At 36.4% G+C, this 13,861-nt stretch carries 9 protein-coding genes; 6 read left to right on the top strand and 3 right to left on the bottom strand.

The annotated features are described in order from the left end of the window. Nucleotides 1-20 precede the first annotated feature (20 nt). Nucleotides 21-2,780, top strand: a complete 2,760-nt coding sequence (locus EG849_RS11805) for a PD-(D/E)XK nuclease family protein (protein WP_125013291.1) — start codon at nucleotides 21-23, stop codon at nucleotides 2,778-2,780. A gap of 1 nt (nucleotide 2,781) precedes the next feature. Here EG849_RS11805 and EG849_RS11800 read toward each other — a convergent pair whose 3' ends face one another. From EG849_RS11800 to EG849_RS11790, 3 genes are all read right to left on the bottom strand, one after another. Continuing rightward, nucleotides 2,782-3,564 (bottom strand): alpha/beta fold hydrolase, encoded by a 783-nt coding sequence (locus EG849_RS11800; RefSeq protein ID WP_125013290.1) that lies wholly within the window; start codon nucleotides 3,562-3,564, stop codon nucleotides 2,782-2,784. 175 nt (nucleotides 3,565-3,739) lie between these two features. Then, nucleotides 3,740-5,032 (bottom strand): aminopeptidase P family protein, encoded by a 1,293-nt coding sequence (locus EG849_RS11795; protein ID WP_125013289.1) that lies wholly within the window; start codon nucleotides 5,030-5,032, stop codon nucleotides 3,740-3,742. Nucleotides 5,033-5,103: 71 nt separating this feature from the next. After that, nucleotides 5,104-5,700 carry a Crp/Fnr family transcriptional regulator gene (locus EG849_RS11790; RefSeq protein WP_125013288.1) on the bottom strand — a complete coding sequence of 199 codons (597 nt, stop codon included), beginning with the start codon at nucleotides 5,698-5,700 and terminating at the stop codon, nucleotides 5,104-5,106. A 263-nt stretch (nucleotides 5,701-5,963) separates the two neighbouring features. On the opposite strand from EG849_RS11790, the gene EG849_RS11785 reads away from it, so the two are divergent. The 5 genes from EG849_RS11785 to EG849_RS11765 all read left to right on the top strand — a co-directional run bounded on the left by EG849_RS11785 (nucleotide 5,964) and on the right by EG849_RS11765 (nucleotide 13,687). Further along, a complete protein-coding gene (locus tag EG849_RS11785) occupies nucleotides 5,964-6,815 on the top strand; it encodes a ChaN family lipoprotein (RefSeq protein ID WP_125013287.1) in 852 nt (283 codons plus the stop codon). 226 nt (nucleotides 6,816-7,041) lie between these two features. Next, the gene (locus EG849_RS11780; protein ID WP_125013286.1) at nucleotides 7,042-7,878 is read left to right on the top strand and encodes a succinate dehydrogenase cytochrome b subunit; all 837 of its coding nucleotides are present in this window, start codon (nucleotides 7,042-7,044) and stop codon (nucleotides 7,876-7,878) included. A gap of 15 nt (nucleotides 7,879-7,893) precedes the next feature. Then, on the top strand, nucleotides 7,894-9,894 hold the full coding sequence (locus tag EG849_RS11775; protein ID WP_125013285.1) for a fumarate reductase/succinate dehydrogenase flavoprotein subunit: 2,001 nt from the start codon (nucleotides 7,894-7,896) through the stop codon (nucleotides 9,892-9,894). 75 nt (nucleotides 9,895-9,969) lie between these two features. Next, nucleotides 9,970-10,713 carry a succinate dehydrogenase/fumarate reductase iron-sulfur subunit gene (locus tag EG849_RS11770; protein WP_125013284.1) on the top strand — a complete coding sequence of 248 codons (744 nt, stop codon included), beginning with the start codon at nucleotides 9,970-9,972 and terminating at the stop codon, nucleotides 10,711-10,713. Between the two features lie 172 nt (nucleotides 10,714-10,885). After that, nucleotides 10,886-13,687, top strand: coding sequence for a GH92 family glycosyl hydrolase (locus EG849_RS11765; protein WP_125013283.1), 2,802 nt, complete (start codon nucleotides 10,886-10,888; stop codon nucleotides 13,685-13,687). The last annotated feature ends 174 nt before the right edge of the window (nucleotides 13,688-13,861 follow it).

The raw sequence follows: 13,861 nt of genomic DNA, 5'->3' as shown, positions 1-13,861 counted from the left end.
CGTTTTTTTATTTTTACCCTATGACGAATACTACATTTCTTGATAAAATTGCCAAAACGATAATCGATAATTACGACCACAAATTATCAGATTTGGTTGTGGTCCTGCCTAATAAAAGAGCCAAGGTTTTTTTAATTGAAGCTATGAAAAATGCTACTGACAAAACCGTTTTTGCGCCACAGATTATTAGCATCGAAGATTTTGTACAAGAGATCGCTAACATTCGTTCCATTGACAGCATTGAATTGGTTTTTGAATTTTATGAAGTGTATCTCGAAATTACTGCCAAGGAAAAACAGCAAACCTTTGAGCTTTTTGCCAATTGGGGAAAAACATTGCTTCAAGATTTTAATGAAATTGACCGCTATTTATTAGAGCCAAATCACATTTTATCTTACTTAAAAGATATTGAAGATATCAAACACTGGTCGCTTGATGCCGAGAAAAGAACCAAGATGATTGACAGTTATCTTCAGTTCTGGGATTTGCTTCCCAAATATTACGAATCACTTTACAATCATCTTTTAAATAAAGGAATTGGCTACCAAGGGTTGATTTACCGAGAAGCTGTAAAAAATCTAGATTCTTTTTCAAATTCGATTGGCAGTACTGAATATCTTTTTGCTGGTTTTAATGCTTTGAACGCTTCCGAAGAAAAAATCGTGCAACATCTCTTGGCTTCTGATAAGGCTAAAATCTTCTGGGATGCTGACGATGCTTTTTTGACAGACCCATTTCACGATGCGGGCTTGTTTTTAAGACGATTTAAGGAAAGCTGGACGCATTACAAAGCCAATCCGTTTGAATGGATTGTAAATGATTTTTCTGCTACAAAAAATATCCAGATCATCGGAACTCCAAAAACGATTGGCCAAGCTAAAATTGCTGGAGATATTATCGAAAAACATATTGAACAGAACGCAAATTCGTTGAACAAAACAGCCATAGTTTTGGGCGAAGAAAATCTGTTGGTTCCATTGCTGTATTCGCTTCCAAACAGCGTTGGCGCTTTAAATATTACGATGGGTTATTCGGGGAAAAATAATCCGGCCCAGATTCTTATTGCCAAATTGTTCAAAATGCACACCAATGCACTTTCAAGAAACCAAAATAGCTATGTATTTTATTATAAAGACGTACTCGATATTTTGACGCATCCGTTGGTGGAACCTTATGCCAAAACAGGCGATTTGGTTAAAATCATCAATTCCAATAATTATACTTTTATTACCCAAAACAAAGTCTTTGAATTGGAACAAAATAAAAGCGAACTTTTTCTTCTTTTGTTCCAAAAGTGGGAAAACGGCGCGATGCCGGTTTTGGAAGTTATTTCAAAATTATTGCTTCAGATCAAGTCGAATTTAAGCAATGATTCTGAAGAGGAAAAAATCACGAAGGCTTTTGTGTTTTCTATTTTTAAGGTGATTAACAAGCTGATGAATTATTATTCAAACCATCAGCACATTGATACGATTGACACGCTTTACGCTATTTACAAACAGATTATAGACCTTGCAGAAGTTTCTTTTGAAGGCGAGCCGTTGAACGGCTTGCAGATTATGGGAGTGCTGGAAAGCCGTGTTTTAGATTTTGATACCGTAATTGTGACTTCAATGAACGAGGGCAAATTTCCGGCCGGAAAAACGCAAAACTCATTTATTCCTTATGACGTGAAAATTGAATTAGGTTTGCCGACGTACAAAGAGAAAGACGCGATTTATACCTATCACTTTTATCATTTATTACAAAGAGCCAAAACTATTTATTTGCTTTACAATACCGAAAGTGACGGACTCGATGGTGGTGAAAAAAGCCGTTTCATTACGCAATTGGAAGTAGAAAAACAGAAAAACCATACTATTACACACGAAATTTACAACGCTACTTTGCCAGACGTTGCGTACCAGCCGATCGTAATTCCAAAGTCTGAAAAAGTGATGGAACGACTGAAAGAAATTGCTGAAAACGGATTTTCTCCTTCGGCATTGACGTCTTACATTCGCAATCCGATTCAGTTTTATATGCAGAAAATCCTCCGCATCCGTGAAGTAGAAGAAGTGGAGGAAAACATTGCCTTAAATACTTTAGGAACCATAATTCACGGCACTTTAGAGGAATTGTACAAACCTTTACTAGGTAAATTTCTTTCTTCAGAAGATATCAAAAATTGTATTACATTAATCGACGACGAGGTATTAAAACAATTTAAAGAAGTTTATAAAGAAGGCGAAATTAAAAAAGGAAGAAACCTGCTGGCTTTTGAAGTGGCCAAGCGAAACGTCTTGAATTTCTTAAAAGTAGAATTAAAAGAAATTGAAAATGGTGATGCCGTAAAAGTACTTGCTTTAGAAAAAACATACGAACGAAAATTAGAACATCCATCGTTGCCCTTTCCTGTTTTGATTAAGGGAAATGTCGATAGAATTGAACTCCGCAACGGGAAAATCAGAATCATCGATTATAAAACCGGTAAAGTAGAAGCCAGAGATGTAACCTTGAAACAATGGGATAACTTGACTTCAGAAATCAAATCAGATAAAATTATTCAGGTTTTGGCGTATGCTTTTATGTACGAGCCAAATCTCCAGAGCGAAGAAATGGAAGTCGGAATTATTTCTTTCAAGAATTTAAAAAACGGTTTTTTACCTTTTAATTTTAAAGTTGATAAGACAGAAAATACAATAATCAATGAAGAAATTTCGGTTAATTATGTAGAACAATTAGTCGTGCTTTTGAATGAAATTTTAAACCAGGATATTTCTTTTGAAGAAAAAATATAACTTATAAATTCTTTAAAAATACCAATAAATTCTTAATCAGCTCCTCGCGATTTTCAATGTGGCTCATATGTCCGTCGGGGAAAGTAAGAAGTTTTACATCGGTATTTTCAATCTGTTCGATGCTTTCTTCGTAATTTAAAACGGGGTCGTTTTTGCCTAAAACCAATAGCATCGGATAAGGTGCAAAGTGCAAAATAACTTCCCGGTCTTTTCTGATTTTCATTCCTTCGAGCGAAGCTACAATTCCTTGCAAAGGCGTTTTTAACGCTTCTGATTTTACGTTTTCTATTTCAGATTCCAATCTTTCGCGGTTGTTTTCTGAAAATAAATTAGCAATTGAAAGTCGAACAAAGTTGGTGTAATTCTGTTTTACAACCTTAATAGCACGGTGGCGATTTATTTTTCGTTCGTCAGAATCTGCTCTGGAAGTAGAATTTAAAAGCACCATTCCTTTAACGTTGTCCGCATATAATTCGGCGAAAGCCAAAGCTACATAACCGCCCATGGAATGCCCTACAAAAACGGCTTTTCTGATTTTTAATTCTGATAAAACGGCGTGAACCACATCGGCATTGTCTTCCATAGAATGGATGTAGCCCATTGGTTCGGTGTTTCCGTGGCCCAGTAAATCAATCGAAATTGTACGGTATTTTTTAGACAATTCCGGAATAAAATAATTCCACATTTTGCTGTTTTCCAAAAATCCATGTAAGAAAACAATAGCTGTTCCTTTGCCAGAATCAGTGAAAGCGATTTTTGTGTTTTTGTAGATTATTTGTTTCAACGAAGGTAATTTTTATAGTGCAAAAGTATCATTTATTAATTCATCAGCTACATTTTTGTGCCACAGATTAAAGGATTTTAACGGATTAAATCCTTCGAGATTTTAGAGGTCTTTGTTCCAAAAAAAAGACGGTTCACTTTCGCAAACCGTCTTTTCTCTTTCTTCTTTTCTCTAATTAAGCATTCATCAAACTCTCAATTTCCTCTGCTTCCACCGGAATGTTTTGCATCAAATTGAACGGTTCGCCAGATTCTTGGACCACAACATTGTCCTCAATCCTGATTCCGAAACCTTCTGCAGGAATGTAAATTCCAGGCTCAACGGTGAAAACCATATTGGCTTGCATTGGCTCGTGAAGCAAACCATAATCGTGCGTATCAAGTCCCATGTGGTGAGAAGTTCCGTGCATAAAATATTTTTTATAAGCGGGCCAGTCTGGGTTTTCATTTTGAACATCGGCTTTGTCCAAAAGACCCAAACCTAACAATTCAGAAGTCATAATTTTTCCAACTTCCAAGTGGTATTGTTTCCAAAGTGTTCCCGCTGTAAGCATTTTTGTAGCTTCATTTTTTACTTTCAAAACTGCATTGTAAACCGCTTTTTGGCGCTCAGAATATCGTCCAGAAACTGGAATTGTTCTCGATAAATCGCTTGAATAATTAGCATATTCTGCAGCAACATCCAGCAGAATCAAATCGCCAGATTTACATTGCTGGTTGTTTTCGATGTAATGCAAAACATTTGCGTTGTTTCCTGATGCGATGATTGGTGTGTAAGCAAAACCTTTTGAGCGGTTGCGAACGAATTCGTGAATCAATTCAGCTTCAATTTCATATTCCGTCACATTTGGTTTTACGAAAGATAATAGTCTTCGGAAACCTTTTTCGGTAATGTTGCACGCATTTTGAATCAAATCAAGCTCTTGGCTTTCTTTTACCGAACGCAAACGCTGTAAGATTGGGTTCGATTTTTCTACTTTATGAGCTGGATAATTCGCTTTCCACCATTTTGTGAAACGGTCTTCACGGGTTTCTGTTTCAATGCTGGCGCGGTAATGTTCGTTCGTGTTGATGTACATCGTGTCCGAATACGCCATTATTTCCTTCAACGTCTTATGAAAATCCTGCAACCAAATCACGGTTTTAACACCCGAAGTTTCAAACGCTTTTTCTTTTGTCAATTTCTCGCCTTCCCAAATGGCAATGTGCTCGTTGGTTTCTTTTAAGAATAAAATCTCCTTTAAATTTTCATACGGAGCATCTGGAAAAAGCAACAAAACACTTTCTTCTTGGTCCACGCCGCTTAAATAAAAGATGTCGCGGTGTTGTGCAAAAGGCAAAGTGGAATCGGCTGAAACCGGATAAATATCATTAGAATTGAAAATGGCAACGCTGTTAGGCTTCATTTGGGCCGTGAACTTTTGACGATTTTTGATGAAAAGCTGACGGTCGATTTGATGGTATTTCATAATAAAATTACTTTTGAAATTAATACCTCAAAAGTAGCGAAAATAGGTGCTTAAAAAGAAGCCAAATGGCGTTATTTTATGTTTTTTCTGATACGGCTCATGTGTCTGGAAGAGATTCCAAGGAAAGACGAAAGGTAGTGCAGTGGGACTTCTTGTAAGAGTTTCGGATCGTTTTCTAATAATTTTTGATAGCGTTCTTCGGGTGAAAGTGTCAGCAAATCAATGCGGTAATCATCAATCAAGCAGAGCTGTTTTTCAATCAAATTATAATAAAATTGATTAAAGGCTTCGTTATTTTTAATTAGATTTTTGAAATCTTTTAAATCAACCACCCACAAATTGCAATCGGAAATTGCTTTGATGTTTTTTCGAGAAGGTTTGTCAAATAAAAAACTGTTTAATGAACTAGTAACTGAATTTCTCAGTGCCAAATAAGTTGTTTTTTCTTCACCTTCAATAACAATAGAATGTTGCAGGATTCCGCTTTCAACAAAGCAAAAATAGTTGCATACTTCGCCTTCTCTCACAAAAAAATCATTCTTTTTCAATGCTAAAAAACGGAAAGATTCTTTCGATTTTTCTAATAAGCTTAAAAACGATTCGTTGTCAGAATTCGAAAATCCGATCAGGTAATCTAAAAAATTTGGAGCTGGAGCAACGGTTTTCATTTTGTAAAATTACTTAAAAATGTCTTTCAAGCATTTATTCTATTCATTTGTAATAACAAGCTCCAATTAATTTCGGAATATTTTTTTCAATTTTGTCTAAAATCCATTCGTTTTTTGGCGCTAGAACGCGTTTCATTGTTCTTTTTTTTGCCATTTAGCAGGTCTTAAAATTAATTTGAAATCGGTTCTGGTATTGTAAAAAGTTTGGTTTTGCCGTAAGTTGATTTATGCCTAATTTTACTTGAGATTATAAAATTTAAAATATGAAATGTTTTTTCTGCCTAATGGCTTTCGTGATTTCGTTTACTGTTGTGGCGCAAGACAAACTTCCGTATCAATTGTATGATAAAAGCGGAAAGAAAACGACCTATAAAAAAATGGTGCAACAAGCCAAAAATGCGGAAGTTGTTTTGTTTGGGGAACACCACGATAATTCCATCGTGCATTGGTTGCAATTGGAATTTACGAAAGATTTGTTCGTCAAAAAGCAATTGGTTTTGGGAGCAGAAATGATTGAAGCCGATAATCAAAAACAATTGAACCAATATTTAAAAGGAGAAATCAACCAAAAAGCATTCGATACTTTGGCGCGACTTTGGAACAACCATAAAACAGATTACAAACCTTTGGTGGATTTTGCAAAAGGAAATAATTTAAACTTTGTGGCCACAAATGTGCCAAGAAGATATGCGAGTTTGGTGTACAAACAAGATTTTCAAGCGTTAGATAAATTGTCAGAAGAAGAGAAAACGTGGATGGCGCCATTGCCTATAAAATATGATAAAAACCTTCCGGGTTATGTAAAAATGTTGGAAATGATGGGCGATCACGCCAGTGAAACAATGCCAAAAGCGCAAGCCATCAAAGATGCGACGATGGGTCATTTTATTTTGCAGAACCTTAAGCCTAACACAACCTTGGTGCATTATAACGGAAGTTTCCACAGTGATAATTTCGATGGGATATATTGGTATTTGAAGCAAGGAAATCCAGAATTGAAAATTATGACAATCGCAACGGTTTCTCAAAAAGACATTTCAAGAATGGAGAAAGAACACTTAAAGCTTGCGGACTTTATAATTGTAGTTGATAAAGACGTTACAAAAACCTTTTAAAACTGGATCAAATTAAAATGCTTTTTAAGTAATTATTGGGTGTTTTTTGCTGGTTTTTTTGAGTTTTAGAAAAGAAATGAAGAGAAAAATTATCGGTAATGAATTTTTACGCTTTATTTTCTGCGAAAGGCATCCACTTTATACTGATTATAAATTAAGCGAAAAGGTTGTAGTTAACTGAATATGCTTTATTTTTGTGTGATTTTTTAAAACACAAACAACTCTTATGGCAAAATCTGCAATCTTAAAGTCATCACTTGCGAAAAAGTACTGGATGTCTCTAACAGGTTTATTTTTATGCTTGTTTTTGGTAGGACATTTAGCTGGAAACTTGCAATTGATTTTTAGCGATGATTCGCACTTCAACGAATACGCACTATTCATGACCACAAATCCTTTGGTCAAAATTTTATCGTATGTAACTTATATTTCAATTCTTTTTCACGCAGTGGACGGAATTTTACTGACAATCCAAAACAGAAAAGCCAGGCCGATTAAATATGCCAAAGAAAATGCAGCTGCAAACACTGTTTGGGCTTCAAGAAACATGGCGGTTTTGGGAACTTTGATTTTGGTTTTCATCGTGACGCACATGGTTAACTTTTGGGCTGTAATGCACTTTGACGAAAAGATGCCGTTGCAAACGACTCAAATTGACTATCAAGGTCAGAAATATGATTTTTACATCACATCATCTGTTGGTAAAGACAAATATATTCCTGTAAACCTAGAGCAATCAGGTTTAGAAATCAGAAACCGCACCGAATTTTGGGATAAAGCAGGTAATTTGAAAATTGCTGAAGGATACAAAGATTTGCACAAAGTTACTTTTGCATTCTTTCAAGATGCCTCTTATGGCTTGATTGCTACAATTTCCTACGTAATTGCAATGTTTGTTTTGGCATTCCACTTATCGCACGGTTTTGCAAGTGCATTCCAATCTCTCGGAGCAAATAATCCAAAATACAACGGATTAATTAAAGGATTCGGAAAAGGATTTTCTATAATCGTTCCTCTTCTTTTTGCAATTATTCCTGTTTACATTCACTTTTTTGCTAAATAATATACTTATAAAATTATGAGCTTAGATTCAAAAATACCAAATGGCCCAATTTCGGACAAATGGACAAATTATAAAGACCATATTAATTTAGTAAACCCTGCAAACAAACGTAATATTGATATTATCGTTGTTGGAACAGGACTTGCGGGTGGTTCTGCCGCAGCAACTTTAGCTGAATTAGGATATAACGTTAAAGCATTTTGTTTTCAAGATTCACCTCGTAGAGCACACTCAATTGCGGCTCAAGGTGGTATCAACGCTGCAAAAAATTACCAAGGTGACGGAGATTCAACATTTCGTTTATTTTATGATACCGTAAAGGGGGGTGACTACCGTGCTCGTGAAGCAAACGTGCACCGTCTGGCGGAAGTTTCTGCAAATATCATTGACCAATGTGTGGCACAAGGTGTACCGTTGGCTCGTGAATATGGCGGACTTTTAGACAACCGTTCTTTTGGTGGAACTTTGGTTTCTAGAACTTTTTACGCTGCGGGACAAACAGGTCAACAATTATTATTAGGAGCTTATTCTGCAATGAACCGTCAAATCGGTCGTGGAAAAATCAAAATGCACAACCGTCACGAAATGCTCGATTTAGTTATCGTAAACGGAAAAGCAAGAGGAATTATCGCTCGTAATTTAGTTACAGGTGCAATTGAAAGACATTCAGCGCACGCGGTTGTCATTGCTTCTGGAGGATACGGAAACGTATTTTTCCTTTCTACAAATGCAATGGGAAGTAACGCGACTGCAGCTTGGAAAATACATAAAAAAGGAGCGTTTTTCGCAAATCCTTGTTACACACAAATTCACCCAACTTGTATTCCGGTTTCGGGAGATCACCAGTCAAAATTGACTTTGATGTCTGAATCGTTGCGTAATGACGGTAGAATCTGGGTTCCAAAATCATTGGAAGATGCGAAAGCAATCCGTGAGGGAAAAAAGAAAGCGGCTGATTTATCAGAAGAAGAAAGAGATTATTACTTGGAAAGAAGATACCCATCTTTTGGTAACTTGGTTCCTCGTGACGTGGCTTCCCGTGCTGCAAAAGAAAGATGTGATGCGGGTTATGGTGTAAACAAGACAGGTGAAGCAGTTTACTTGGACTTTGCTGCTGCAATTCAACGTTACGGAAAAGAACAAGCATTGATTCAGCACTTGGATCAAAATGATGCGGTTCTAATCAAAAAATTAGGTAAAGAAGTTATCAAAAACAAATATGGTAACTTGTTCCAAATGTATTATAAAATCGTAGATGAGAATCCTTATGAAGCTCCTATGATGATTTACCCGGCAGTTCACTACACAATGGGTGGAACGTGGGTTGATTATAATTTAATGACTACAATTCCGGGTTGTTTCTCAATCGGAGAATCTAATTTCTCTGATCACGGAGCAAACAGACTGGGTGCTTCTGCTTTGATGCAAGGTTTGGCTGACGGATATTTCGTATTGCCTTACACTATCGGAGATTATTTGTCACCAGATATCAAAACAGGAACAATATCTACAGATACTCCTGAATTCGTAGAAGCTGAAAATAATGTTAGAGAGCAATTAAACAAGTTCATCAACAATAACGGAGCACATTCTGTTGACCATTTCCACAAGAAATTAGGTAAAATTATGTGGGACAAAGTGGGTATGGCTCGTAACGCTCAAGGTTTGAACGAAGCAATTGTTGAAATCGCTGCGTTGCGTGAAGAATTTTACAGAGATGTAAAAGTGCCTGGAACAATTGATAGCTTTAACCAAGAGTTAGAAAAAGCAATGCGTGTTGCTGATTTCCTTGAATTAGGAGAGCTTTTCGCAAAAGATGCTTTGCATAGGCAAGAATCTTGTGGAGGCCACTTCCGTGAAGAGTACCAAACTGAAGAAGGAGAAGCACTTCGTGATGACGAAAATTTCGCTTATGTTGCAGCTTGGGAGTACAAAGGAAAACCGAGCGACGCCGTATTGCACAAAGAACCTTTGGTTTACGAAAATATTAAACTGGTTCAAAGAAGTTATAAATAAGAGATTAGTAAGGAGAGAGGAGATTTTTGATTTAGTCTCAATACTCAATACTTAATTCGAAAAAACTTAAAAAAGATGAAACTTACATTAAAAATATGGCGTCAAAAAAACGCTAAAGAAACGGGGAAAATCGTGGATTACCCAATCGACGGAATTGAACCAGATATGTCATTCCTAGAGATGCTTGACGTTTTGAACGAAGGCTTAATTAACAAAGGAGAAGACCCTGTTGCATTTGACCACGATTGTCGCGAAGGAATCTGCGGTATGTGTTCGCTTTTCATCAACGGTGAAGCACACGGTCCAGACAGAGCTGTAACGACTTGCCAGTTGCACATGAGAATGTTCAAGGACGGCGATACGATCTTTATCGAGCCTTTCCGTGCAAAAGCGTTCCCGGTAATCAAAGATTTAGTGGTGGACAGAAGTTCTTTTGACAGGATTCAGCACGCTGGTGGATTTATTTCGGTAAATACTTCAGGAAACACCATTGATGCCAATACAATTCCAATTCCTAAACATGATGCAGACCGTGCTTTTGATGCGGCCACTTGCATCGGTTGCGGGGCTTGCGTAGCTTCTTGTAAAAACTCTTCAGCAATGTTGTTCGTTTCTGCAAAAGTGTCGCAATTCGCTTTATTGCCACAAGGAAAAGTTGAGGCTGCTGATCGTGTTTTAAATATGGTTCGCCAAATGGACGAAGAAGGTTTTGGAAATTGTACCAACACTGGAGCTTGTGAAGTAGAATGTCCAAAAGGAATTTCTCTTGAAAATATTGCAAGAATGAACAGAGAATATTTGGTAGCTAGCATGAAATAATTAGGCAAAAGCCAAAAGAATATAATTAAACGCATCTGATCCTTCAGATGCGTTTTTTGTTTTTAACAAGTTTGATAGAGCTGTATTAGATTTTCTTATCGAATTTTCGTAGAAAACCCTTCGTGAATCTCCGTTAAATATTTTCCTATATTTGAAAAACAAAACAAACAAAATGAAATATTTCGCGCTCCTATTATTTATTTCAACTTTTACTTTTGCCCAAAACTACCAGCAACACGTCAATCCGATGATTGGAACGGGCGGTCACGGACATACTTTTCCGGGAGCGACCGTTCCGTTTGGAATGGTGCAACTATCGCCAGATACCAGAATTGACGGGAGTTGGGACGGATGTTCCGGATACCATTATTCAGATGATTTAATTTACGGATTCTCACATACGCATCTAAACGGAACGGGAGTTTCTGATTTTGGCGATATTATGTTGATGCCAACGGTGGGAGAACCTTCGTTGGACAATAAAATATATTCTTCAAAATTTTCTCATGAAAATGAAAAAGCAACTGCTGGATTTTATGCTGTAAAATTAGACAAGCACGATATTGACGTTCGATTAACGACTTCCACACGAGTTGGTTTTCATGAATATACTTTTCATGAAAAAGGTCAAGCGAATATTGTTTTAGATTTGAACCATCGCGACCATTTGTTGATGGGAGAAGTCAGGATCATTGATGAAAAGACAATTGAAGTAATGCGAAACAGCGAAGCTTGGGCAAGGAATCAGTTTGTTTATGCAAGAATTGAGTTCAATCAGCCGATGAAAATTACAAAAGTGAACAATAACGCATTTGCTCCTGCTAAAGTTACCGATACATTTTTTGCAGGAAGTTTGCTTTCAATGAGTTTCTCTAAAGAAGTGAAAAAAGGCGAAAAATTGTTGGTCAAAGTATCGCTTTCTCCAACTTCCACCGAAGGTGCAAAACTAAATAGTTCTGAAATTAACCATTGGAATTTTGAAAAAGTAAAGAAAGAAGCCGAGGCACTTTGGAACAAAGAATTATCAAAAATTGAAATCACTTCTTCAGATAAAGATAAATTGGCGATCTTCTATACAGCTTTGTACCACACGATGATGCAACCGAATATCGCACAAGATGTAGACGGAAAATACCGAGGAAGAGACAACGAAATCCATACTGCAAAAGGCTTCGATTATTATTCTGTTTTCTCATTTTGGGATACATTTCGAGCAGCTCATCCTTTATATACGTTGATTGATAAAAAGCGAACTTCCAATTTTATCAATACGTTTTTGATGCAATACGAACAAGGCGGAAGATTGCCCGTTTGGGAATTGGCTTCTAATGAAACCGATTGTATGATTGGCTATCACTCGGTTTCTGTAATGGCCGATGCCATGGCAAAAGGTATTCAAGGTTTTGATTATGAAAAGGCTTTTGAAGCGTCAAAACATTCTGCAATGTTGGACCATTTTGGTTTGGATGCGTACAAAAAGAATGGTTTTATCAGCATTGATGATGAACACGAAAGCGTTTCGAAAACCGTTGAATATGCCTATGACGATTGGTGTATTGCGCAAATGGCGAAGATTTTAAACAAAAAAGAAGATTACGATTATTTTATGAAACGTTCTCAAAATTGGAAAAATCTCTTCGATTGGGAAACAGGATTTATGAGACCAAAAAAGAACGGCGGTTGGGACAAACCTTTTGATCCAAGAGAAGTCAACAATAATTTTACCGAAGGAAATTCGTGGCAATATTCGTTTTTTGTGCCACAAGATATTCCGGGAATGATTGAAGCGTATGGCGGAACCGAAAAGTTCGAAACCAAACTCGATGAAATGTTCAATAGCGAAAGCAAAACTACCGGACGCGAACAAGTTGATGTCACAGGTTTAATTGGGCAATATGCTCACGGAAACGAGCCGAGTCATCACATGGCATATTTGTATAATTATATTGGGAAACCTGAAAAAACGCAAGAGAAAGTAAATTATATCTTGAATGAATTTTACAAAAACTCATCAGATGGTTTAATAGGAAACGAAGATTGTGGACAAATGAGTGCTTGGTATGTATTGAGTTCGATGGGATTGTATTCGGTTACACCAGGAAGTGGTGAATGGACGAAAACAAAGCCGTATTTTGAGAAGGCTAAAATCAATTTTGAGGATAAGCAAGAACTTACCATAACCAAAAAAGGAATGAATGGTTATTTGAAAGAGGTTTGGGCGAAAGCGAAAGAGCAGCGTTTTGACAAAATTACTGTCGTTCCTGTAATTCAAGCCGAAAGTAAATCGTTTAGAGATAAATTGTTAGTTTCTATGGATAATGATAATTTTGACAAGAATTATAGACCTTACTCGATTAAATATAAGATTGATAATTCTGATTTTAAAGTTTATTCTGAACCATTTGAAATAAATAAGTCTTGTACAATAACTGCATATTCTGCTGTTGATTTAGAAGCTGGACTTGGTGGTAGTGATAAAATTTCAGCCCAATTCATCAAAAAACCTAACAATTATACCATCAAAACCAAATCAAAATACAATCCGCAATACCACGCGGGTGGAGAAGAAGGTTTGATTGATGGAATTTTTGGTAGTGAAAATTGGCGAAAAGGAGATTGGCAAGGTTTTCAATCGCAAGATTTCGAAGCAGTTATTGATTTGCACGAAACCAAAAAAGTGACTTCGGTTTCAGCACGTTTTTTACAAGATTCAAGAGCTTGGATTTTAATGCCGACAAAAGTAGAATTTTATACTTCAGATGATAATGTGAATTTTAAATTGGTCAAAACAATTGATAATAAATTAGATGCAAGAAATACAGAAGTTCAAGTTATAGATTTTGAAACTCAAATTCCAGTTACAAATGCAAAATATATCAAAGTCAAAGCGTATAATTTTGGAAAACTTCCAGATTGGCATCAAGGAGCTGGTGGGGACGCGTTTATTTTCATAGATGAAATTTCTGTAAACTAAATTAAAATTTACGATAGCGTGCCATTTCTGATTGCGAAATTTTCTATCTTTATAAGAATTCAATTCCTATAATTCGAGGGGAATTAACAAAAATTGTTGTTCAAAAATAGGATGCAAAATTAAATTAAGAGTCGGTTTTTAAAAACCTAGATTTTGGTAAATTTAAACTCAGAA

The organism is Flavobacterium macacae (assembly GCF_003865365.1).
GTDB lineage: Bacteria > Bacteroidota > Bacteroidia > Flavobacteriales > Flavobacteriaceae > Flavobacterium > Flavobacterium macacae.
This window is presented reverse-complemented; position numbering and strand designations above follow the sequence as displayed.